Below are 21,579 nucleotides of genomic sequence, written 5' to 3'. Positions count from 1 at the left end.
TTCTTGTTGTGCCCGGTCAGCGGACAGCCGCCGCCTGCCACCCCGGGGAGAGGCGGCAAACGGCGGCCGTCAGGACATTGGCGCTACGGAGCGCAGGTGAACTTGGCGTCACCCCACACCCCGTGGGCGCCGTTGATGGATCCGGAGGGATCCACCACCAACTCCACGTAGGCCGCTCCGGTGAGGTCAACCGTCACGGATTCGGGAGCGAACCCCGGCGTGTACGTGCGCGACTGGTACTTGTTCACGCCGTCGGCGTTGACCTTGAAGATAATGTTGCCGCCGAAGCCGCTCTCAAGGCCCACCTGAGAGGTGAACTTCGAACACTTTCCACCCAGGTAGTAGGTGATTTTTGACGCTGCGTGCACGCCGAGGCCCTTACTGAACACGGGCTCCTTGCCTGTGGCGGGATCCGTGTAGTTGATGGCCAACGGCTTGTCCGGGGAGGACGCCGAATCTTTGTTGGCCACGTTCTTGCCGATCACCCCGTAGCCGTTCAGCGCCTGGACCCACGGGGTTTCAGAGGCATACACGGAGCCCACGGGCACAGCCGGCAGCGGCTGCGAGGTCACCTTCCAGTCGAAGAACTTCACCCGTGTATCCGTGGGCAGCGTGACGGATGCCAGCTCCTTGGTGGGGTTGAGCCGCACCGTGTTGGAGAACGCCTGATACTTGTACTGCGTGTACTCGGGGGACGGGCCTGAGGCGTTGTTGCGGCCCTGTTCCGAAACCGCCAGCACGGCTCCGTTGAGGACCGAGGGCTGCAGCCAGTTGGGGAAGAAGATGGACTGCTGCTCTGAAGAACCGTCCGCGTAGGTCAAGGTCAGCGTCGGGCTGGTTCCATTACCCACAGCGGCAGATCCGAGGACCGCAAGATGCGTGCCCTTGCCCTTGACCGAGATGGTTTGTGCGGACAACGCCACGGAGTTGGGGACATCAGGTCCCACGGCCGGCCACGTGTAGTCCACCTGCGTAGGCTTCCCGGCATCGACCGTCACCGTGCTGCCTGGTCGGACACCGCCCGCCGGAACCGAGGCGGCAGCCAGCTGCTCGGCAGCGAAGGTGGCACCGCCGCCGTCGAAGTTTCCGAGCGCCTTGCCGGCCACGGTGGTGACCGAAACGGTGTTGTAGGCCGCAGCCAGCGAACCGTAGGCGACGTAGATCTGGTTGCCGCCGGTCACCGACTGGTTGGAGCCGGAAGCAGCGTACGACGCCGACACCCGCACGGTCTGTTGGCCCGCCTTCGCGCTGGAGCCGGGTTTGATGACGAAGGTGGCAGTAGCGCTCGCTCCACCGTCCACCTTGGCTGCGGTTGCGCCGGAGGACGAAACCACGGTCCACCCCTCGGGCAGGACGGGAGCCAGGACCACGTTGGTCTTGGCCTTGGTGCCAGTGTTCACGAAAGCAGCGGTGACTGTTGTTTCCTGGTCCTGGAAGACCTGTTGGCCGGTGGTCACGCGGACTTCGGCGGCGGTGTCTTCCTGGCTTTTCCCGCCCAGCGGACCTGCCTGCTGGAGCTGAACCGTGGCTGACTGGTTGGAGGCGATGGATCCCGTCTTGACCCAGACGGTGCCGTTGTTGGCCTCATCGAAGAACCACCCCGTGGTTGCAGCGGCATAGGCGGCCTGGGTTGGCTGTTGGGTGAGCTTGGTGCCGCCGATCTTCACGTCCTTGGGGGCCGCGCCGGCGTGGACTTTCAGTTCGTAGGGTCGGGCAGCCGCCTTGCCTGTGTACTCGCCCTTCCGCTCACCGATGGACACCTTGACGCTGCTGTTGCCCTTGCCGGGCGCATCCACTGCGAAGATCTGGCTGGAGGACTTTCCATCCTTGAATTCACGGGTGACCTTGTCGTCCTCATAGAGCGTGAAGGTGTCCTGGCCTTGGGCGTAAACGTCCAGGGTGATCATGGAATCTTCGGGTACCAAGGAGGCGTTGCGGGCCACGATGCCTTGCGGGATCACCGCACCGGCACGAACGAATACCGGCAGTTTGTCCAGGGGTGCGTTGTAACCGTTGAGGATCTGGCCGCCCTGGTAGAGCTTGCCGGTCCAGTAATCCACCCACTGCTGGCCGGCGGGAAGGAATATGCCGTTGCGGACATCTGTCTGGGTGAAGACTGGTGCCACCAGGAAATCGGAGCCCAGCATGAATTGGTTATTGGCCTCGGCGCCGTAGGACCACTGCTGGTCAGGGAACTCCAGGGCCATGGATCGCATCATCGAAACACCGCTGGTGGAGGATTCCTGGGCGAGGGTGTAGATGAAGGGCATGAGTTGCTGCCTAAGCTGCAGGTACTGGCGGTTGATGGCCGTAGCTTGGTCGCCGTAGAGCCACGGGCGCTTGTCCGTCGCGGCCCAGCCGGACATGGAGTACAGCGCCGGGGCGAAGGCCTTCCACTGGAGGTCGCGGACGTACGATTCGGCCGAGCCGCCGAAGATCCCGTCAACATCGCCGGTGGTGAACGCCAAACCCGAGTTGCCCGCACCGGTGAGGGCCGAGACCTGCCAGCGAACGGCGTCGAGATTGCCTGAATGGTCACCGGTCCACTGCATGCCGCAACGCTGGGCGCCGGCCCACCCCTCCACCATCAGCGAGGTGCCCCGCGCGTTCGAGTACTGCTCGATGCCGCCGTGTGCGGCCTCGCAACCGGTGAGTGCCTGCCGGTAGCCCTGCCCAACCCACGCAACGTCGAGCTTGCGGAGCCGGACTCCGGCCTCGCCTACTTCGTATTCCTGGTTGGTCAGGGAGCGCTGGGTCCACAGGCCAACTTTGAGGTCGGTTTCTTTCTCGATGTTGCTCACGGTTTCCGGGAGTTGCTGGTATTCGCAGCCATAGCCGTCGTTGACCAGCATCCAGCCAGCCGGCATGTCGTTTTCAACGAACTTCCGTGCGGTTTTGATGGCGTCCGGCGTGCGCTGCTTAGCACCGTCGGGATCGCCATAGCCGGAGGAGGAATAGCCCGGATTGGAACGGTTGTAGCAGTCGGCGTCGCCGTATTCCAAGGCGTAGACCGGGGGCATGATCGGCTTTCCGGTCAGCGTGGTGTACGCCCCAAGGGACTGTTTGTAGTCGCCCACGAAGTAGTAGGCGTCGAACCGCTTTTCCTCATGCGTGGTGGTGGGTTGGTCCTTGAAGTCGTACGAGCCGCGGGCGAACGTGTCGCGGAGGACACCGTAGCCCTTGGATGACATGTAGTACGGCACGGCGTTGGGGTAGCCGTCGTCGTCCCAGTCGAAGTTCTTGGCGATGTTGATCAGCGCGCCGGTGTGCACGGAGCGGCCGTTTTGCATGCCGCCGCCGATGAACTGCTCGCCGTCCTGATGGGCAAGGTGCTGAGTGGCCGAGTTGGAGCCGAACGTCATGGGTGCCGACTCCTCCAGCACCAGTGATCCGTCGGCCCGGGTCACGCGGAGTTGGGTAGTGGACTTGTTGATAGCGACGCTGATCTTGTCCGTCTTCAACGTCAGCCAGTCGCCGTCGACGATGGTGGGTGTGGTGCCGGGAAATCTGTCTTTGCCCACCACAATGTTGGCGGTCCTGGCCGGGTCGCCTTGGTCGCTGTTGGCGGGATCCGTGAAGGTGCCGCTTGGATCGGCTTCGAGGCGGAAGGTGCCGCCATCCAGGAACGTAACCCGGACTGCACCTTTGGCGGTGGAAAGGCCGACGACGTTGCCGGACTGGGTGTATCCGGTCACCGCGCCGAGGGGTACTCCCGCGGCGTCGACAGGTACCTCGGGGGTGACGGCTTTGACGGGGGCGGGGTCGCCGGGCGCGGAATTCGCGGCCGATGCCGCCGATGCGAAGGTCAGTGCGGGGATGGTCCCTGCGAGGAGGAGCGAGGCAAGGCCGAGGGATGCGGCCTTCCTGGCTATCTTTGTGGCTCGTCCGGGGCTGTGGGGAGCAGCACTGGACAGGCCCAAGGAGGGTGCGGACATGGGGGCCAACTTTCGACGAGTGACTTTTTGTGATCTAACTCATAGCGAAACGTGCACTAATCGTCACTGCTGTGAGGCCAAAGGTCAACCGTTTAACCAAAATTAACAAACAAAATGGGCCTCAACCCGCCCGTCCAAAGGGGTCCAGCGCGACGTTTGCTATGGGCCTGATCCTCGAGGTTCAGTGCCCGCGGATGATCCGCCGCTGGGTCGCCGCAGCGATCGCCGCCGTCCGGTTGTCGACCCCCAGCTTGGAGTAAATGTGCACCAGATGCGTCTTGACCGTGGCCTCCGAAATGAAGAGCTGCTTGGCCATGGCGCGGTTGCTCATGCCAGTAGCCAGCAACTCCAGCAGCTCCACCTCCCTGGCGCTCAAGGCGGGCGACGGGTTTCGGATGCGCCCCATAAGCCGCGCCGCGACCTCCGGTGCCAGCGCGGTCTGCCCTGCAGCCGCGGAAAGGACAGCTTGCCGGATTTGCTCGGGCGGGGCGTCTTTCAGCATGTAACCGCTGGCGCCCGCTTCAACGGCAGCGAGGATATCGGCGTCGGTGTCGTAGGTGGTGAGGATCAGAACCGGGGGCGGGGGGCTCCCGGCCTCGCCCGCCTTGATCTTTCCCGTAGCCGTCACCCCATCCATGCCGGCCCCCATCTGCAGGTCCATGAGGACCAGGTCCACCGGCTCGCCGAGCGTGTGCAGCCTGCGCAGCTCGGCCAACGCAGCATCACCATCCGCCGCCTCGGCCACCACTGTGACACCCGGGAAGTCCGCCAACATGGCGCGCAGGCCTGCCCTGACCACCGGGTGGTCATCCACCAACAGAATGCGGATATCGCTCATGCCTCATCTTCTCCCACGGGCAAGGGCACCCGGATGGCAACCACCGTTCCCTCGCCCGGAGCCGACTCGATCTCCAGGCTGCCATCCAGCGCGGCCAGCCGTTCGCGCAAACTCAGCAGCCCGACGCCGGTGCCGTCACCGCGCACGGTGGCCACCGCCGTCGACGGCTCAAAACCAATACCGTCGTCAAAAACGTCCAACGTCACCTCGGACCCGAGAAAGGACAGGGTCACGACGGCGGCCCGCGCCTTTGCGTGCGCCCACACGTTCGCGAGGGAGGCCTGGGCGGCCCGAAGCAGGGTGGTCTGGTAGGTATTGGGCAGCTCAACGGGGGAACCCACCAACTCGAAACGGCAGCGCAGCGCGGTCCCACGGGCGGCGGCTTCAGTCTCGGTCTTCTCACAGAGGCGGCGCAACGTATCCACCAAGCCGGCTTGTTCCAGGTCAGGGGAACGGAGGCCGCGAACAAAGCTGCGGGCTTCGGCCAGGTTCGCCGAGGCAGTTTCCTGGACGATCCGCAGTCGCTCCCTTGCAGCCCCTGAATCCCCGTCATCCAAGGCTTTCTCGGCTGACCGCCCCATCAGGACGATGCTGGAGAAGCCCTGTGCCAGGGTGTCGTGGATTTCCCGGGCGAGCCGTTCACGCTCGGCCGTGATCCCGGCGTCGTGCTGTGTTTTGGCCAGTTCCGCCCGCGTCCGCCGCAGGTCCTCGGCCACCACCCGCTGGTTTTCGGCCTCAAGGAACAAGGCCTGGTAGGCCAGCCCGGTGACCACGGCGAAACCGGCCCCAAACACCGGGCCCAGGACCATCGCGAGCTGCAGGCCGCCGTCGGACGTGCCGCGGCTATGGAACCACAGCGCACCGATCAGCAGGACCGTGCTCAGCGCAATCATGGGCAACGCCAGGCGCCGGGGGAGCAGATGAAGCTGCAGGAAGAAGAGGGGGAAGGCCACCCAGGCGAAATCTCCGCTGACCAGAAGGAGCAGCAGCCACAGGAACATCACTGCACCCAACCACCACGCGGCGTAGCGCGTTGGGTTGAAACGGGAAGGGTCGCTTGCGTGCCGTTTTTCCAGGATGGTTCCCGCCAGGTACACCATCGCCAGGAGGGCAGACAGGCCCAAACCGGCAGCCAACGCCGTGGATGACGGTGATCCGGAAGTTCCGACTCCGGTCAGCAGGCGAATGACGGCGACCAGCAGCAGCACGGCGAAACCGACGTGCAAACTCACGCGCAGGACGCGGAGGATCGTGACGGCTCCGGTGGGGGATTGCATGCTTTCCAGCGTATCTCCGGCCCTCCCGCATTCCGCCGTATTCCGCGCCGCACAGCCGGAATCAACCATTTGGATGACTGGCCGCTCAACCCCACGGAGTCCGCCAATCCATCCACCTCCCGATGTCCGGGAGGGCCTTCGCCGGAAGAGTTGGTAATGCCGGGAACAAGCCCGCACCTACCGAAGGAATCCGATGTTTCTCGCCATCCGCGACATCCGCTTCGCCAAGGGTCGTTTTGCGCTCATGGGCAGCGTCGTCGCCTTTATCACTTTGCTGCTCGTGATGTTGTCCGGGCTGACGGCCGGACTGGGAAACCAGTCGACGTCGGCCATTGCCTCATTGCCGGCGCAGCAGGTCGTCTTCGGGGCTCCCGCGGGAAGTGACGCGAAAGCGTCCTACACCGAGTCTGAGGTTTCCTCAGCCCAGCTCCAGACGTGGCGCGAGCAGCCGGGGGTCAGTTCTGCGCAGGCAGTGGGAATCAGCCAGTCGCGTTTCCAGTCACTGGGTGCTGGTGGCACTCCAAGTGGTACAGCGAACGTCGCCGTCTTTGGCGGGTCCATCGCTCCCCAGGCCGTGGAGGACGGGGCAGTGGTTGTCGGCGAAACCTTGGCGAAGGACCTGTCCCTGACCCCCGGTAGCCGGGTGAGCGTAGGCGGCACCGACCTCACTGTCTCGTCCATTGTGGGGGACCAGTGGTACTCCCACACGGGCGTCGTCTGGACCACTCTGGACACCTGGCGGTCCATCGCGCACGCGGCCCCCGGCACGGCCACCGTCCTCGCCGTACAGTACGACGCCGGAACCTCCCTGGACGTCGACGCCGCCAACGCATCGGCCGGCACAGTCAGCACGGATCCCGTGGGTTCCTTCCAGGCCCTGGCTTCGTACAAGAGCGAAAACGGCTCCCTCATGCTCATGCAGGCGTTCCTCTACGGCATCTCCGCATTGGTGATCGTCGCGTTCCTGACCGTGTGGACGGTGCAGCGGACCCGGGATATCGCGGTGCTCAAGGCACTTGGAGCTTCCTCCGGTTATGTCCTGCGCGATGCCCTGGCCCAAGCGACCTTGGTATTGGTGTCCGGAGCGGCTCTTGGTGCTTTGTTGGGCCTTGCCGGGGGAGCCTTCGCAGCCCAGGCTGCACCCTTTTTGATCACTCCCCTGACCACGCTGCTCCCAGTGGTTGGAATTGTCCTGCTCGGGCTCGCCGGCGCGGTGCTTGCCGTCCGCAAAGTCACCAAAGTGGACCCCTTGCTGGCCCTCGGCGGCAACTGATTCCGTACATTCTTCGAAAGGCATACACCGTGACTACTGCACTCAACCTCGTCAACGTCTCGCTCGAATATCCCGATGGTGGCTCCACCCTGAAGGCCTTGGACTCCGTGAACCTCGCGGTCAGCAAAGGGGAATTCCTCTCCTTGGTAGGCCCGTCAGGCTCAGGGAAGTCGTCACTGCTCGCCGTGGCGGCCACCCTCATCCGGCCAACATCCGGCGTAGTGGTCATCAACGGGCAGGATGTCGCCGCACTTCCGGAAGCCGAACGAACTGCGCTGCGCCGGGACAGCGTGGGCATCATCTTCCAGCAACCCAACCTGCTGCCGGCGCTGACCGCCGTCGAGCAGTTGGTGATTCGTGAGCACCTGCGTGGCAACCCGCTGAAGGAAGCCCGCCGGAAAGCCGTCGAGCTGCTGGACGTAGTTGGCCTGTCCGGCGCCGAACACAAGCGGCCGCACCAGCTCTCCGGCGGCCAGCGCCAGCGGGTGAACATAGCGCGGGCATTGATGGGCAGCCCCTCGGTACTGCTGGTGGACGAGCCCACTGCGGCGCTTGACCATGAACGCAGCGAATCCGTTGTCCGGCTGCTCCGTCGGGTGACGGACGAGTTCAACACAGCCACCGTCATGGTCACGCACGATACCGAGTTCCTGCCCCTGACGGATGCCGTCGCGACCATGCGGGACGGACGGATCAGCCGCGCCCTCGTCCCATCACATTAAACCTAGGTGGCTGTGCCGAGGACCGCGGAGTCCTGCGCGTCGTCGTAGGCTTCGCGGGCTTCCAGGATGGTGGGCACGTGGCTTTCGGCCCATTCGCGGAGCAGGGACAACGGCTGCAACAGGGATTCGCCCATCGCCGTCAGTTCATAGTCCACACGTGGGGGGACCTGGGCATGGACAGTCCGGGTGATCAGGCCGTCCCGCTCCAGCGCCCTCAGCGTCTGGGTCAGGACTTTGGGCGTCACGACGTTGACCATCTTCCGCAACTCGGAGAACCGTACCGGACCGGCGCCCAACACCTGGATGACCAGCGAGGCCCATTTGTCGCCGATTCGTTGGAAGATCACGCGGGAGGGACAGTTGGGGTCCAGGATGTTCGCGGGGAGGCTGTTTGTTTCCATAAGGTAACTAGGTTCCTTTGAAGCTATCAGTATCCAATGGATACCTTTGTTGTATTGCAAGGATAGCAACCCTAAGGAGAGCAATGAAAATCGCAGTCTACGGCGCAACGGGCATGGTCGGCAGCCAGATCGTCAACGAATCCATCACCCGCGGCCACCAGGTCACGGCCATCTCCCGCAAGGGCGCTCAAGTTCCCGGCGCAGCCACTCAGGCTGCAGACCAGGCTGACGCGCAGACCTTTGCGTCCGTTGCCAAGGACCACGACGTCGTTGTGCTGGCGACGGGCCCCAGCCGCACCGGCGGCGACCACTCCGAGTGGCTCGAAGCCATGTCCACCGCTTACAGCAACGCAGAAGGAACCCGGCTGATGATTGTCGGCGGCGCCGGGACACTGGAAATCGACGGTGTCCGCCTGCTCGACTCCCCGGACTTCCCTGAGGCTTACAAGGCCGAGGCCACCACCGCCGCCAAGGCCCTGGAAGCCGTCAAGCAGGCCCCCGAGTCCCTCGACTGGACCGTCCTGGCCCCCGCACCGGTTATCCAGCCCGGTGAGCGCACTGGCGAGTACTCCGTGGCAAAGGATTCGCCGGCGGGCAACACCATCTCCACGCAGGACTACGCCGTAGCCATGCTGGACGAGATCGAAAGCCCGGCCCACCGCCGCGCACGCTTTACCGCCGCCAACTAGGACGGCGGGCTAAACGCCCAGCCCGGGTACCCGCAATTTGAATATGTCCTTAAGGGCATATTTTGCCGCGTGGTACCCGGGCATTCCAGTCACTCCGGGACCTGGCGGCGTTGAGGACGAACAGAGGTAGACACCCGGCATCGGCGTCCGCCAAGGCACATTGGACACCACGGGCCGCTGCACCAGCCCACGGAGATCGAGGATGCCTGCGCTGAAGTCGCCACCCACATAGTTTTCGTTGTACGCAGCCAGTTCTGCCGCCGTCGTGGTCTTTGACGCCACCACGACGTCCCTGAAACCGGGCGCATATCGCTCGATGCGGGCCGATACCGCCTCCGCCATATCCACGGTGGAGTTGGCAGGGACGTGGCAGTAGGACCACAGGATGTGGCGGCCTTCAGGTGCGCGGGTCGGGTCCAGCAGGGACGGCTGGGAAACCAGGACGTAGGGCTGCGGTGGATACTTGCCCATCGCTACCAGATTCTCGGATTCGGCCATGGCAAGCCGTGAACCGCCCACGTGGACCGTGCCTGCCTTGGCCAGGCCCGGATCCAACCAAGGCACAGGCCCGGAGAGAATAAAGTCCACTTTGCACGCTGCATTCCCGAACCGGAATGCTTCCAGTGCCCGCCGGTAGCGGTCGGGTACTTCCGCGCCGCCGATCCGGGCCAGGGTCGGGGGAGCAACATCCAACAGGATGGCGTCCGCGGGCCGAACCTGGTCCAGGGAGTCCACTCGTTCACCTACGTGGATGGTTCCTCCGTGGGCGATCACGTCATCCGCCATCGCCTGGGCAATGGACATTGACCCCCCTACAGGAATTGGCCAACCGCCGGCGTGGGCAAGAACCCCGAGCAGGAGCCCGGCGCCGGTTGAGCTGAGGGACGGTTGCGAACCCAGCGCGTGCGACATCACCCCGGTCAGGAGCGCGGGCGCTGCCTCCTCCCGGAAGCGGCGGCCCCACACGGGCGTGCCCTGATCCAGCGTGGCAAGACCAAAGCCCACGGCGGCCAACGGGTCTTTCGGTATGCGCAGCAGCTGGTTGGACGTAAATTCCACCACCCCGGAGACCCGCTCCAGCAGTGGTTCCATGAGCCGGCGGTATGCCGTTCCATCCACGCCCAAGCCCTGGACGGTCCGGTCCAGCGACTGGTAAGCCAACGCGGCCCCGCCCACGTCCAGGGGTGTTCCGTGCTGAACTTCCGGGACCCGCAGTTCAATTCGCTTGGACAGCTCGAAGGCACGGAAGAAGGGCGACGCCAATGCCATGGGGTGTACCGCGGAGCAGATGTCGTAGAAATGCCCGGGTTCCATCAGCTCGCTGGTGCGCGAACCTCCGCCAATGGCGTTCGCGGCCTCGTAAACGTGTACCTTCAGGCCCGCACGGGCCATGACCACAGCTGCCGCCAGACCGTTGGGGCCCGCGCCGACGACGGCGACATCACCCATTGCTGCCTCCCTCCACCGTGGGGGCTGCTTGAGCTTCGGCTACCCGATGCCCTCCGGGCAGGACCGACCCGGCCCGGTGGAAGAGGTCGATCCTGAGCCAGTCCGTGGCGCCGTCGAAGGGACCGCCATGTGGGTCATCGTCGCCGTGGAGGCGCACGGGGTCCTGGACCGGATCCCAGATATCCATAACAACCCTCGCCATCAGGTAGGCCGTGGCGGCCATGTGCACGAGCACCGCCATCACGTAATAGGACATGTCGATGTTGTGCTGGACGGGTCCGCCACTGGTCGCCTGGCCAAGGTACATCCAAATAGCCGCCCAGTGCAGCCCTTCGGCAGCCTGCCACAGGAGGAAGTCGCGCCAGCGGGGCCGCGCCAGGGCAAGGAGCGGGATCAGCCAGAGAACGAATTGGGGCGAGTAGACCTTGTTGGTCAGGATGAACGCGGCGACAATCAGGAAGACGAGCTGGGCGATCCGTGGCCGCCGCGGCGCACACAGGGCCACCACGGCAATGAGGATGCACGCCAGGACAAACAGGGCCAACGCAACCACGTTGATGCTGGCCGCATCCATCTGCATCCAGTGCAGCCGTTCCGCTACCAGGTTGTAGGAAAACCACGGCGAGCTGTAGCCGGCGGGCCGGTCCTGGGTGAACTCGAAGAAGTACTGCCAGCCGGTAGGGTTCAGGGCCGCGAACGGAAGGTTGACTACCAGCCAGGACACCAGGGCAGCCCCTGCGGTGACAAGGAACGGCCGGAACTTTCCGGTCCGAAGGGCCAGCAGTAGCACGGCACCGAGGAACAGGACCGGGTAGAGCTTGGTGGCAGTGCCCAGCCCGATGCAGACACCGGCGAAGATCAGTTTGTCCCTGGAGAAGAAGTACATTCCCAAGGCGAGCAGAGCCACCGCCCACATGTCCCAGTTGATCAGGCCAGCCAGGATAATCCCGGGTGCTAAGGCCACCATGGCGGCATCCCAAGGGCGACGCTTGTTGATTCTGGCGGTGAGGAGGACGGTAACTATCCACATGGCCACAATCAACGTGGCGTTCACATCGAAGTAGCCCAGCGCCCGATCATTGTTGACCCCCTGGCCGGGCACCAGCAGGGCAGTGATCCCAGCGATGATCCCCATAAGCACGGGGTATTCAAACTGGCTGCCTTGGGTGAACAGGGGGATGACCCCGTCTCCGAGTCCGCGGTTCTTAAAAAGTTCGGGGAAGTCGGAGTAGCAGGTGGAGTAGAACTGGCCGGGAGTTTCCCAACCGTTGACCCGGCAGTAGTCCTTGGCGAGCACGGCCAGCAGCGCCGCCAGCACGGTGAGGAGGATCAGGACCCGTTCCACAGTGAACGGGCCGGAAGAAGCTTCGCCTGGCGATGAGTGCCTGCCCAGCGGACCGCCTATGAGCTCTGTGAAGTTCCGGAGCAGGCTGTCACTGCGGCTGGGAACCACCACGCGGGCACGTTTCTGAGGCCGGTGCGGCTTCGTCTCCTGCATGGCTCGAGCTTACAGTCACCACTTGGAACAGGGCATCAGGTTCCGCCCCGACTCCCTGGATGAACCAATGCGCTTAAAAGGCGGAAGCCCACGCGTAGCCGCGCGGGCTCCCGGAGGTTCAACAAAGTCGTGTGGCATCCGTGTCTCCTTCGGACAGACTGAAGGACATCAGCGGATCAGTCCCATCTGGTGCAGGGCAACGTAAACGTCTTCACGGCGTTGGTCCAGCAGCTGGCCGTTGAACAGGGTGCGGTCCTTGGGAGCTGTGACGCTCTTGAAGAAACGCATGTCTTCTGGGCGCTTTCGCATGGTTCACCTCCTTTCAGGGGGATTATGCCGGGAATTTAGGCGCAACAATTAGGGCCATTTGAAGGTAAAGAATTCAAAGGGCCAAAAAGGGTGAGAAAAACCGAGGCTGATTTAAGGGTAATTAGCGGACCGAATCAGGAATTCCTGAAACGTCATTGCATCATTGCGCGGGCTTCCGGCAGTCGACCCAACAAGAAGCTGGTTCCGAACTTTGGGAAAACTGCGCACCCGCGGCATGCTGCGTGGGTCCGCGCCTACAACTGACTACTCAGCCATCCAAGGAAATGAAGGCTGTCATGAACACCGCCGGCAACAGGCCGGTCCGGTGGATCAGGAGTGGGTCAGAGAGCAAAAATGGCGTCGATCATCAGCAGAGGCCGGGGCAGCATTGACGGTCAACTTCCGTCCGCTAGTCAAAGTAATCATTTTTCCCAACCTCCTTCCGGCCTTTACAGCCTGCTGTGGCATTCACCCGGGTGACTAATCGGAAGAATGCGCGCCTTGTTCCCGGCGGATCGCTCTGGGAACAAGATATAAGCTACCCCATGAACAGGGAGTTTGGCCAGCACAATTCGCTGTTTCGCCAAAACTTTTTCTTAATGAATGTTTCTAGAGGCCCCAGCGCACAATTGCGGGCGTGCGCTTATCCCATCCGAGCGTGCAGACTTTAGCTGTTCCGAGGACGAAATGCCGGCCTTCACGGGCGTCCATTTCCAGCCAACGTGCGGTGAGGATTCGGGAGAAATGCCCGTGTGCCACCACCAGGACGTTGTCCATTCCGGATTCCAGGACGCGCCCAATGATCTTGTCGGCACGGGCAGCCACCTCGTCCAGGGTCTCCCCGTTGGGAACACCATCCGTCCAGATGAGGTAATCCGGGTTGTCCTTACGGATCAGGTCCGAGCTGATGCCTTCGTAGTCGCCATAGTTCCATTCAACGGCCAGCGGCTCGTGCACCGCTTCAGGGTAGCCGGCCAGTTCGGCTGTACGGCGGGCACGTCGCAGCGGTGAGGTCAGCACCAGGTCGAAGTCGATGCCCTCCAGGACCTTTCGTGCTTCAACAGCCTGCTGCTCACCCTCAACAGTGAGGGGCAGATCGGTCAGGCCCGTGTACTGGCCGCTCTTGGACCACTCCGTCTCGCCGTGGCGAAGGATCCAGAGTTGCGGGCGCGGGGAAGTCGCGGCATTCATGAGGGCTCCTCAGTTTCAGTCAAAGGCTCGACGGCGGCGGACTCGGGTTGCGTGGCCCACCACGCCAACAGCTTCTGCTCGGCTTCCTCCGGGGACAGCGGTCCGTGTTCCATGCGCTCTTCCAGGAGGAACTTGTAGGCCTTGCCCACCACCGGTCCCGGCTTGAGTCCCAGAAGGGCCATGATCTGCGCTCCATCGAGGTCAGGCCGGACGGCTGCCAGCGATTCCTGCTCCAAGAGCACCGCGATGCGATGCTCAAGGTCATCGTAGGCGAAGGACAAGCGGTCAGCCTTGCGCTGGTTACGCGTGGTGACATCGGAGCGGGTGAGCCGATGCAGGCGTTCCAGCAGGGGACCGGCGTCCGTAACGTACCGGCGGACAGCCGAGTCGCTCCAGCCAGCATCGCCGTAGCCGTAGAAGCGCATGTGGAGTTCCACCAAGCGGGCAACGGCCTTGATCGAGTCGTTGTCGAAGCGCAGGGCTTTCATGCGCTTGGCCACCAGCTTGGCGCCCACCACGTCATGGTGGCGGAAGCTTACTGCGCCGCCCGGTTCAAAACGGCGCGTAGCCGGCTTGCCGACGTCGTGCATCAACGCGGCGAACCGCAGCACGAAGTCCGGCCCGGGCACGGGGCCATCGGGACCCGTTTCGAGTGCGGCGGCCTGCTCCAGGACCTGGAGGGAATGCTGGTACACGTCCTTGTGACGGTGGTGTTCGTCGGCTTCCAGGCGCAACGCGGAGACCTCGGGGAGCACGAACTCAGCCAGTCCTGTATCCACCAGGAGGTCGATGCCCACTCGCGGGTGGGCTCCATTAATGAGTTTGACCAGCTCTTCGCGGACGCGCTCGGCGGAAATGATCTTGATGCGGTCGGCCATTTGGGTCATGGCGAGCCGAACGTCGTCGTGAACCGACACGCCGAGCTGCGACGCGAACCGGGCCGCACGCATCATTCGCAGGGGGTCATCCGAGAATGACGCCTCGGGGGCGCCGGGTGTTGCCAGCTCGGAGGCGTGGAGGTCGCGGACGCCGCCGAAGGGGTCCACGAGTTCAAGGCTGGGCAGCCGGAGGGCCATGGCGTTGATGGTGAAGTCGCGGCGGAGCAGGTCATCCGTCAAGGAGTTCCCGAAGGCCACCACGGGCTTTCGCGAATCGGGGTCGTACGCCTCGGCGCGGTACGTGGTGATTTCGATCTGGAAGCCACTCTTACGCATCCCGATGGTGCCGAAGGCCCTGCCGATTTCCCAGAAGTTGTCAGCCCACTTCTTGATGACCGCGATGGTCTGGTCCGGCGTGGCGTCCGTGGTGAAGTCGAGGTCCGGGGAGGTCCTCCCGAGGAAGAGGTCGCGGACAGGCCCACCCACCAAGGACAGCTCGTAGCCGGCGTCGACAAAGCGCTGCCCGAGGTCGAGCACCACCGGATCGATGGTGAAGTTAACAGAAGAGCTGTCCAATACGTGCGCCATAGTCCCTTAAGCTTGGCAGATTTTTACCCGGGAGTGGGCCACTGTTCCATGCAATATCAGGCATGCGTCCGCGGACCGTCTCCTGCAGTCCATCTTGTAGCCATGTCCCGGTCATCACTCGAGGGCAAGAGTCGTTAGAGTGGACCTCATGGCCAACCCGATCCCGAGCGCTCCTGGCAGGAGGACAAACGCACCGTTGCCGTCGGCAATCGGTGCCCACGTCGCGCCTGCTCCGCAGCACCCGGTACAGGCCTCACTCCCCACGGTTGAGGAAGTGTCAGCCGGCGGCGTTGTTGTGGACACGTCCGACGGCGAACTCCGGGTTGCGATTATCGCCCGCCTTAATAGGGGTGGCCGGCTCGAATGGTGCCTGCCCAAGGGCCATCCCGAGGGCCGCGAAAACAACGAGGAAGCAGCTGTCCGCGAGATCGCCGAGGAAACCGGCATCGAAGGCAGCATCCTTGCACCCCTGGGCAGCATTGACTACTGGTTCACAGTGAGCGGCCACCGCGTCCATAAAACCGTCCACCACTTCCTGCTCCAGGCAACGGGCGGTGAGCTGACCATCGAGAACGATCCTGACCAGGAGGCCGTGGATGCCGCGTGGGTTCCCATCCAGGAACTGGCCCGCAAACTGTCCTTCCCGAATGAACGCCGCATCGCCGATCTGGCACGGGAAGTGCTGCCCGAACACCTCTAACCCGGGTACATGGGACGATAAAGGCGATGTCTGAAGCCAAAACAACCCAGTCCGTTCAATCCGGAGAAGCACGTTCCAGCGCCATCATGGCCGCAGGGACGCTCGTTTCCCGGTTCCTTGGCTTCGCCAAAACGTGGATGCTCGGTACAGCCCTCGGGCTTGGTTCAACCATTAATGACACCTTCATTAATGCCAACAACCTGCCGAACCTGATCTTCCTGCTGGTGGCCGGTGGCGTGTTCAACGCCGTCCTGGTGCCGCAGATCATCAAGGCGAGTAAAGCCCCGGACCGCGGAGCTGACTACCTCAGTCGGCTGCTGACCCTTGCCGTGTTGGTGCTCTTTGCCCTGACCGCGTTGGTAACCCTTGCAGCACCACTGGTCATCGACCTCACCACGCAGGGGTATTCCGAGCAACAAAAGGCCCTGGCGGTCACCTTTGCCTTCTGGTGCCTCCCACAGATCTTCTTCTACGGGCTCTACGCCCTTCTGACACAGGTGTTGAACGCGCACGGAGCGTTTGGCCCCGCCATGTGGGCCCCCATCCTGAACAATCTGGTGGCCATCGTCGGCCTGGGGATGTTCATTTGGATCCTCGGAGAGAATCTCAGCAACCCCCACACCCTGGACAACTGGGGTCCCACCCAGACGTTGCTGATCGCAGGGTTCTCAACCTTTGGCGTCATTGCGCAGACAGCCATTCTGTTGGTTCCCGTCTTCCGGCTGCGCCTTGGCCTCCGTCCCCGTTTCGGGTGGCGCGGGGTAGGACTGGGCCAGGCTGCCAAGCTGAGCGTCTGGACCCTGGCGACTGCCGCCGTCGGGCAGTTGGCCTTCCTCTACATCATGAGGATCGCGACGATTCCCGGCGCCGAGCGGCTCCGGCTGAACAACGCGGGGGACACGGCCGCTGCTGCTGTCCTGCCCGGTAACGCCGTCCTGGAAGTCGCCAGCCAGCTGTACCTGCTGCCGCACTCGATCATCGCGTTGTCCTTGGCAACCGTCCTCTTTAACCGCATGACGCGCGCGTCGCAGGACGGCAACAAAGCCGAGCTTCGCGATGCCCTCTCCCATGGTCTCCGGACCATGGCTGTTGCCACGGTCTTCGGTGCCTTGGCGCTGTTTGCCTTGGCCGGCCCGCTGGGCATGTTCTTCTCGGGCGGCAACTCGCAGGACGGCGTCATGCTCGCACAGACGCTCACCATCCTGGCGTTGAGCACCCCGTTCCTGAGCGCCAACTTCATGATGTCCCGCGTGTTCTACGCCAACGAGGATGCACGCACGCCCCTGTATGTGCAGCTGTGGCTGGCGGTGATCTACGTAGTGGGCGCGTTCTTCATCCAGTTCCTCCCCGTCGGCCAGATCATTTATGCCATCGCGATCCTCTACACGCTGGGCAATATCCTTTCCGTGGTCATCAGCGTGGTGTTCCTGCGTCGCTTGCTTGGCCACCTCGACGGACCACGGATCGCGAATTCGTACATCCGCATGGGCTACGCCGGCCTCGGGTCCGCGCTGGCCGGCGCCGCGGCCCTTTGGCTGCTGGGGAGCTACCGCGCCGACGGCTTCGCATGGAGCAGCCGCCCGGCCGCCCTGGTGACGGTGGTCGTCGTCGGGCCTGTCATGTTGCTCGCCTACCTGGTCCTGCTGCGCGTCTTCCACGTCACCGAGCTTCGCGACCTCCTGCGCCCGCTCATGGGCCGCTTGGGCCGCGGCGCGCCGGAACCGGCCGTCGAAGGAACCGCAGAAACCCCGACGCCGGAACGCGCCACAGTCTCGGACGACACCGGTTTGATCCCTCGCATCTCGGGCGAGTTCGACGCCGCCTCGTTCAGGGCCGGGCCGGCTGTCGGGGCCCAGCGCACCGCTCCAGCGCCCGCCACGGACGCTCCGAAGTCGTACCTGCCCGACGAAGAAGTGCCCAGCACAGCCCTGGGTGGCAGGTTCCGCCCGCAGGTCCCGTTGCCGGGCCGGCGAACATATCAAGGCGACGCGGGTCGCAATCCATACTTCCCGAGCAGGCAAAACAAGAAGTAAGCCGGTGCCGCCAACACGGGCGGCTGGAACCAATCGGCTAGGCTAGAAACGAATATAGGTAGTTGCAAAAGCGGTTTGTCCGGCTCGCCGGGCCAGCCATGTGCAGGACCCGCAACTCCCGGACAGCCTAGGAGGAACACGTGTCCCACCCGATCGACGTCGGATCAGTACTTGGCGGCCGCTACAAGGTCACGGCCAATGTGTTGACCTCGCATGACCAAGATCAGGTGCTCGACGGCGTGGACCAGGTCCTCAACCGTCCCGTGAGCATCCTCGTCGCTGGACCCGGAAATGCCGAGCAGGTTGCGCAGAGCGCCCGCGAAGTGGCCACAGGGGAGCGCCCCGGCCACGTCCAGATTCTGGACCTCGGCATCAGCGACAACACCACGTACCTCATCACCAACCACAGCTCCGCACCGGACCTGCTGGACCTCGTTGTTGCCACAAACCCGCCGTACATCGAGCCGTTCTTCACGGAGACGCTCGGCAGCGAGATCTTTGGGCAGCCGCGCACGTACGAGCCCGAAACCTACGACGGCCTCTACGAGGATGACGAGCACGACGCCGAGTACATCCAGTATGACGAAAACGGCTACCCCATCCCGTCCGAGGCTGATACCGAGCAGACAACCGCTGGTTCCGAGGCTGGAAACGTACCTCCGAGGCCTGCCTCGAACCCCTCATCCGCCAAGAGTGGCATCGCCGGCAAACTGGCTGCAGCTGCTGCCGGAGCCGGTGCAGCGGGTCTCGCTGCCGCTGCAGCGTTGAAGAACCAGGGTTCAAGGAATCACGACGCCGACTCTGCCGCCCCTGCTGCTTCCGGGGGAGCGTCGCCTGCGGCATCCGCCCAGCCGCCCACCCAGGCTGTTACTTCCCAACCGACTCCGCCGCCGGCCCGGCCCGCCGCTCCGACGCAACCGCCTACCCAGGCCGTGAGCTCCCAGTCAGCACCCGTCAGCGAACCGGCCAAGCCCGCTGAGGCCGCCGAACCCAAGGTCTCGCTCTGGTCCGAAGAAGATTACGGATTTGCAGGAGCCGGCGCCGCTGCCGGGGGAGCTGCCGCTGCGGGCAGTACCTCAGACACTGGTTACGACCGTGCCCCCACCAGCTTCCCGGCGTCGGCCGCTGTCCAGGAAAACTACGAGGACGACGAGGTATACGAAGACGAGGCTCCCGAGAAGGAACCCCGCTCGCTTCGCTGGCTGGTTGGTGGCCTGCTGGCTGTCGTCCTGGTGGTCGGCCTGGTCCTGGCTGTTACCAACCTTGGCAGCCTCTTCCCGAGCAGCGCGCCCGCGGCAAGCCAGAGCACGCCGGCACCGCCGTCCACCGAAACCAAAACTGAAGAACCGGCCCCCACGCAGGCTCCGCCGCCCGCCACGCCGCCGGCGATCGACAGCATCACGCGACTGGGAGATTTCCCCTTCGCGGCCACCTACGACAAGGACCTTGCACGAGCCTTCGATGGCAACGCTGCAAGCTACTGGTCAGACATGGAATTTGCGACCGCAGACTGGGGTGGCCTGGTCACGAACATGCCGCTGGTCATCAAGCTCAAGGAAAAGACCGAGGTCAAGTCCATTGTGCTGAACCAGCTGGGTGGATCGGGTGGCAGCATCAGCGTCTACACCAACGACCGACCTGCCATGGACGGAGCGAAGCTCGTTGGTACCAACAGCTTTACCTCGCCTGAATTGACCCTGCCCCTGGCAGCGCCGACGCAGACGCAGTACATCATTGTGGATATCAAGACGCTCCCCAAGCTGGCCGCCCCGAAGACGCGGTTCGGTTTCGGTCTGCGCTTGGCCGAGGTTGGGGTCCAATAGTCCGCACCAGCCATAACAGTAGGGGCCGTTCTGACTTGTCAGGGCGGTCCCTACTGTTATGTGCGCGGGCGTCACCACTTCGATGTGGCCCGCGTCCAGAAGGTACCCTGAATGTTGGTGGCTTTTAGGGCCGACAAACTCCAACGGAATATTTGGGGCTTAACTGGGGTTGAGTCAGGTGGCTGCCCCGAAAGCCGCAGCATCGACTAAGGAAGAGGTTCACGCCACGTGAGCATTGCAGAAAACGGCGCATCGCAGGTGCGCGACGTCATCATCGTAGGTTCAGGCCCCGCTGGCTACACAGCCGCTGTTTACACCGCCCGTGCCAACATGAATCCTCTGCTCATTGCCGGTTCTGTCACCGCTGGTGGTGAATTGATGAACACCACGGACGTGGAGAACTACCCGGGCTTCCCGGAAGGCATCATGGGCCCGGACCTGATGGAAAACTTCGAAAAGCAGGCCGCCCGCTTCGGCACCGAGATCCAGTTCGAGGACGTCACCGAACTGGACCTCGACGGCGACATCAAGACGGTCACCATTGGTACGGGGGAGACCTTCCAGGCGAAGGCCATCATTCTGTCCACGGGATCGGCTTACCGCGAACTCGGTCTGGCTAACGAAAAGAGGCTCTCAGGCCACGGCGTTAGCTGGTGTGCAACCTGCGACGGTTTCTTCTTCAAGGACCAGGACATCGCCGTTATCGGCGGCGGTGACTCGGCAATGGAAGAAGCACTGTTCCTCACCAAGTTCGCCAAGTCCGTCACGGTCGTCCACCGCCGCGACACCCTCAAGGCTTCCAAGATCATGGGCGACCGCGCCCAGGCACACGAAAAGATCAAGTTTGTCTGGAACACGGCCGTTGAAGACGTCCTCGGCGAGGACAAGGTCACGGGCCTGAAGCTGAAGAACCTGGTGGACGGCACTGAGTCCGAGCTCGCTGTCACGGGTGTGTTCGTGGCCATCGGCAACGATCCCCGCACGGACCTGGTCAAGGGCAAGGTGGAACTTACACCTGAAGGAACCATCGCCGTCGAGGGCCGCAGCTCCAAGACGAACATCAAGGGTGTCTTCGCCGCAGGCGACGTTATCGACCCCACCTACCGTCAAGCCATCACGGCTTCGGGTTCCGGTTGTGTCGCTGCTCTTGACGTAGAGCACTACCTCGCGGACCTGAACTCCTAAGCTGCATCCAAGCAACCATACGAAGGGAAAAGTTATGAGCAACGCAAAAGACGTTACTGACGCAAGCTTCAGCGCGGATGTCCTGGCTTCCGAGAAGCCGGTCATCGTGGACTTCTGGGCAGAGTGGTGTGGCCCCTGCCGCAAGCTCGGCCCCATCCTCGACGAGATCTCGGTCGAGTACAGCGACAAGGTTGAGGTCGTGAAACTTAACGTTGACGACAACCCTGCCATCGCAGCTGAGTACGGCATCACTTCCATCCCTGCCGTCTACCTGTTCAGCGGGGGAGAAGTGAAGAACACCGTCATCGGCGCCAAGCCGAAGCAGTTCTTCGAGAAGGAATTCTCGGACGTACTGTCCTAACCTTCCGCCCAAGGTCTAGGCCGGCGGTTCCTGCTCCTCACGGAGCGGGAGCCGCCGGCTTTTTTGTTGATTTCCTTGAAATGAACCTTGAAGGGATGCATTGGTGGCTTATGTGCGTGTAGCGACGTCCGGTGCGCTCCTGAACAGTAATGCGGCTTCCCGCTCACTGGGGTAGGGGCAACGCGACCCTCACCCACACCCCGGCCCCTTCCCGCCAACCCTCACCCACACCCCGGCCCCTTCCCGCCAACCCTCACCCACACCCCGGCCCCTTCCCACCAACCCTCACCCACACCCCGGCCCCTTCCCACCAACCCCCACCCCCCCCCCGGCCCCTTCCCACCAACCCTCACCCACACCCCGGCCCCTTCCCACCAACCCTCACCCACACCCCGGCCCCTTCCCACCAACCCTCACCCACACCCCGGC

The 21,579-nt window shown here is 63.5% G+C and carries 17 protein-coding genes; 8 read left to right on the top strand and 9 right to left on the bottom strand.

Features of this window, described 5'->3' with window-relative positions; translation table 11 throughout:
* Nucleotides 1-83: 83 nt before the first annotated feature.
* From QRM57_RS16300 to QRM57_RS16290, 3 genes are all read right to left on the bottom strand, one after another.
* Complete coding sequence (locus QRM57_RS16300; RefSeq protein WP_284987319.1) at nucleotides 84-3,935, bottom strand: NPCBM/NEW2 domain-containing protein; 3,852 nt, start codon at nucleotides 3,933-3,935, stop codon at nucleotides 84-86.
* A 181-nt stretch (nucleotides 3,936-4,116) separates the two neighbouring features.
* A complete protein-coding gene (locus QRM57_RS16295; RefSeq protein ID WP_284987318.1) occupies nucleotides 4,117-4,773 on the bottom strand; it encodes a response regulator in 657 nt (218 codons plus the stop codon).
* Nucleotides 4,770-6,050, bottom strand: coding sequence for a sensor histidine kinase (locus QRM57_RS16290; protein ID WP_284987317.1), 1,281 nt, complete (start codon nucleotides 6,048-6,050; stop codon nucleotides 4,770-4,772). Before QRM57_RS16290 ends, QRM57_RS16295 begins: the two co-directional genes overlap by 4 nt.
* A 193-nt stretch (nucleotides 6,051-6,243) precedes the next feature.
* Between QRM57_RS16290 and QRM57_RS16285 the strand changes: the two genes are divergently transcribed.
* Nucleotides 6,244-7,323 carry an ABC transporter permease gene (locus tag QRM57_RS16285; protein ID WP_284987316.1) on the top strand — a complete coding sequence of 360 codons (1,080 nt, stop codon included), beginning with the start codon at nucleotides 6,244-6,246 and terminating at the stop codon, nucleotides 7,321-7,323.
* Between the two features lie 29 nt (nucleotides 7,324-7,352).
* Entirely contained in the window at nucleotides 7,353-8,045 is a 693-nt protein-coding gene (locus tag QRM57_RS16280) for an ABC transporter ATP-binding protein (RefSeq protein ID WP_284987315.1), read from the top strand.
* A gap of 2 nt (nucleotides 8,046-8,047) precedes the next feature.
* Here the strand turns inward: QRM57_RS16280 and QRM57_RS16275 are convergent, their stop codons facing one another.
* A complete protein-coding gene (locus QRM57_RS16275; RefSeq protein ID WP_284987314.1) occupies nucleotides 8,048-8,446 on the bottom strand; it encodes a winged helix-turn-helix transcriptional regulator in 399 nt (132 codons plus the stop codon).
* A gap of 83 nt (nucleotides 8,447-8,529) precedes the next feature.
* On the opposite strand from QRM57_RS16275, the gene QRM57_RS16270 reads away from it, so the two are divergent.
* Nucleotides 8,530-9,135, top strand: coding sequence for an NAD(P)-dependent oxidoreductase (locus QRM57_RS16270; protein ID WP_284987312.1), 606 nt, complete (start codon nucleotides 8,530-8,532; stop codon nucleotides 9,133-9,135).
* A gap of 9 nt (nucleotides 9,136-9,144) precedes the next feature.
* Here the strand turns inward: QRM57_RS16270 and QRM57_RS16265 are convergent, their stop codons facing one another.
* The 5 genes from QRM57_RS16265 to QRM57_RS16245 form a co-directional block, all read right to left on the bottom strand.
* Nucleotides 9,145-10,584 carry a phytoene desaturase family protein gene (locus QRM57_RS16265; protein ID WP_284987311.1) on the bottom strand — a complete coding sequence of 480 codons (1,440 nt, stop codon included), beginning with the start codon at nucleotides 10,582-10,584 and terminating at the stop codon, nucleotides 9,145-9,147.
* Nucleotides 10,577-12,082, bottom strand: coding sequence for a glycosyltransferase family 87 protein (locus QRM57_RS16260; RefSeq protein ID WP_284987310.1), 1,506 nt, complete (start codon nucleotides 12,080-12,082; stop codon nucleotides 10,577-10,579). The genes QRM57_RS16265 and QRM57_RS16260 overlap by 8 nt, the downstream gene beginning before the upstream one ends.
* Nucleotides 12,083-12,250: 168 nt before the next feature.
* A complete protein-coding gene (locus QRM57_RS16255) occupies nucleotides 12,251-12,391 on the bottom strand; it encodes a hypothetical protein (RefSeq protein ID WP_235518131.1) in 141 nt (46 codons plus the stop codon).
* Between the two features lie 609 nt (nucleotides 12,392-13,000).
* Entirely contained in the window at nucleotides 13,001-13,582 is a 582-nt protein-coding gene (locus QRM57_RS16250) for a histidine phosphatase family protein (RefSeq protein ID WP_257369963.1), read from the bottom strand.
* The gene (locus tag QRM57_RS16245; protein WP_257369964.1) at nucleotides 13,579-15,048 is read right to left on the bottom strand and encodes a CCA tRNA nucleotidyltransferase; all 1,470 of its coding nucleotides are present in this window, start codon (nucleotides 15,046-15,048) and stop codon (nucleotides 13,579-13,581) included. The genes QRM57_RS16250 and QRM57_RS16245 overlap by 4 nt, the downstream gene beginning before the upstream one ends.
* A gap of 196 nt (nucleotides 15,049-15,244) precedes the next feature.
* Between QRM57_RS16245 and QRM57_RS16240 the strand changes: the two genes are divergently transcribed.
* From QRM57_RS16240 to trxA, 5 genes are all read left to right on the top strand, one after another.
* Nucleotides 15,245-15,748: an NUDIX hydrolase gene (locus tag QRM57_RS16240; protein ID WP_090822121.1), complete on the top strand. Its 504-nt coding sequence runs from the start codon at nucleotides 15,245-15,247 to the stop codon at nucleotides 15,746-15,748.
* Nucleotides 15,749-15,774: 26 nt separating this feature from the next.
* Nucleotides 15,775-17,781 carry a murein biosynthesis integral membrane protein MurJ gene (gene murJ / locus QRM57_RS16235; protein ID WP_284987309.1) on the top strand — a complete coding sequence of 669 codons (2,007 nt, stop codon included), beginning with the start codon at nucleotides 15,775-15,777 and terminating at the stop codon, nucleotides 17,779-17,781.
* A gap of 140 nt (nucleotides 17,782-17,921) precedes the next feature.
* Nucleotides 17,922-19,604, top strand: a complete 1,683-nt coding sequence (locus QRM57_RS16230; RefSeq protein WP_284987308.1) for an ABC transporter substrate-binding protein — start codon at nucleotides 17,922-17,924, stop codon at nucleotides 19,602-19,604.
* 228 nt (nucleotides 19,605-19,832) lie between these two features.
* On the top strand, nucleotides 19,833-20,789 hold the full coding sequence (gene trxB, locus QRM57_RS16225) for a thioredoxin-disulfide reductase (RefSeq protein ID WP_257369967.1): 957 nt from the start codon (nucleotides 19,833-19,835) through the stop codon (nucleotides 20,787-20,789).
* A 34-nt stretch (nucleotides 20,790-20,823) separates the two neighbouring features.
* Nucleotides 20,824-21,150: a thioredoxin gene (gene trxA / locus QRM57_RS16220; protein ID WP_284987307.1), complete on the top strand. Its 327-nt coding sequence runs from the start codon at nucleotides 20,824-20,826 to the stop codon at nucleotides 21,148-21,150.
* The last annotated feature ends 429 nt before the right edge of the window (nucleotides 21,151-21,579 follow it).

Source organism: Arthrobacter sp. fls2-241-R2A-172 (genome assembly GCF_030208885.1).
Taxonomy (GTDB): domain Bacteria; phylum Actinomycetota; class Actinomycetes; order Actinomycetales; family Micrococcaceae; genus Arthrobacter.
The sequence above is the reverse complement of the archived record's forward strand: the minus strand, read 5'-3'. Positions and strand labels throughout refer to the sequence as shown.

Excerpts from the sequence above, each read along its gene's own strand:
- QRM57_RS16300 (WP_284987319.1), bottom strand. The coding sequence starts at position 3,935 with ATGTCCGCACCCTCCTTGGGCCTGTCCAGTGCTGCTCCCCACAGCCCC.
- QRM57_RS16295 (WP_284987318.1), bottom strand. The coding sequence starts at position 4,773 with ATGAGCGATATCCGCATTCTGTTGGTGGATGACCACCCGGTGGTCAGG.
- QRM57_RS16290 (WP_284987317.1), bottom strand. The coding sequence starts at position 6,050 with ATGCAATCCCCCACCGGAGCCGTCACGATCCTCCGCGTCCTGCGCGTG.
- QRM57_RS16285 (WP_284987316.1), top strand. The coding sequence starts at position 6,244 with ATGTTTCTCGCCATCCGCGACATCCGCTTCGCCAAGGGTCGTTTTGCG.
- QRM57_RS16275 (WP_284987314.1), bottom strand. The coding sequence starts at position 8,446 with ATGGAAACAAACAGCCTCCCCGCGAACATCCTGGACCCCAACTGTCCC.
- QRM57_RS16270 (WP_284987312.1), top strand. The coding sequence starts at position 8,530 with ATGAAAATCGCAGTCTACGGCGCAACGGGCATGGTCGGCAGCCAGATC.
- QRM57_RS16265 (WP_284987311.1), bottom strand. The coding sequence starts at position 10,584 with ATGGGTGATGTCGCCGTCGTCGGCGCGGGCCCCAACGGTCTGGCGGCA.
- QRM57_RS16260 (WP_284987310.1), bottom strand. The coding sequence starts at position 12,082 with ATGCAGGAGACGAAGCCGCACCGGCCTCAGAAACGTGCCCGCGTGGTG.
- QRM57_RS16255 (WP_235518131.1), bottom strand. The coding sequence starts at position 12,391 with ATGCGAAAGCGCCCAGAAGACATGCGTTTCTTCAAGAGCGTCACAGCT.
- QRM57_RS16250 (WP_257369963.1), bottom strand. The coding sequence starts at position 13,582 with ATGAATGCCGCGACTTCCCCGCGCCCGCAACTCTGGATCCTTCGCCAC.
- QRM57_RS16245 (WP_257369964.1), bottom strand. The coding sequence starts at position 15,048 with ATGGCGCACGTATTGGACAGCTCTTCTGTTAACTTCACCATCGATCCG.
- murJ (WP_284987309.1), top strand. The coding sequence starts at position 15,775 with ATGTCTGAAGCCAAAACAACCCAGTCCGTTCAATCCGGAGAAGCACGT.
- trxA (WP_284987307.1), top strand. The coding sequence starts at position 20,824 with ATGAGCAACGCAAAAGACGTTACTGACGCAAGCTTCAGCGCGGATGTC.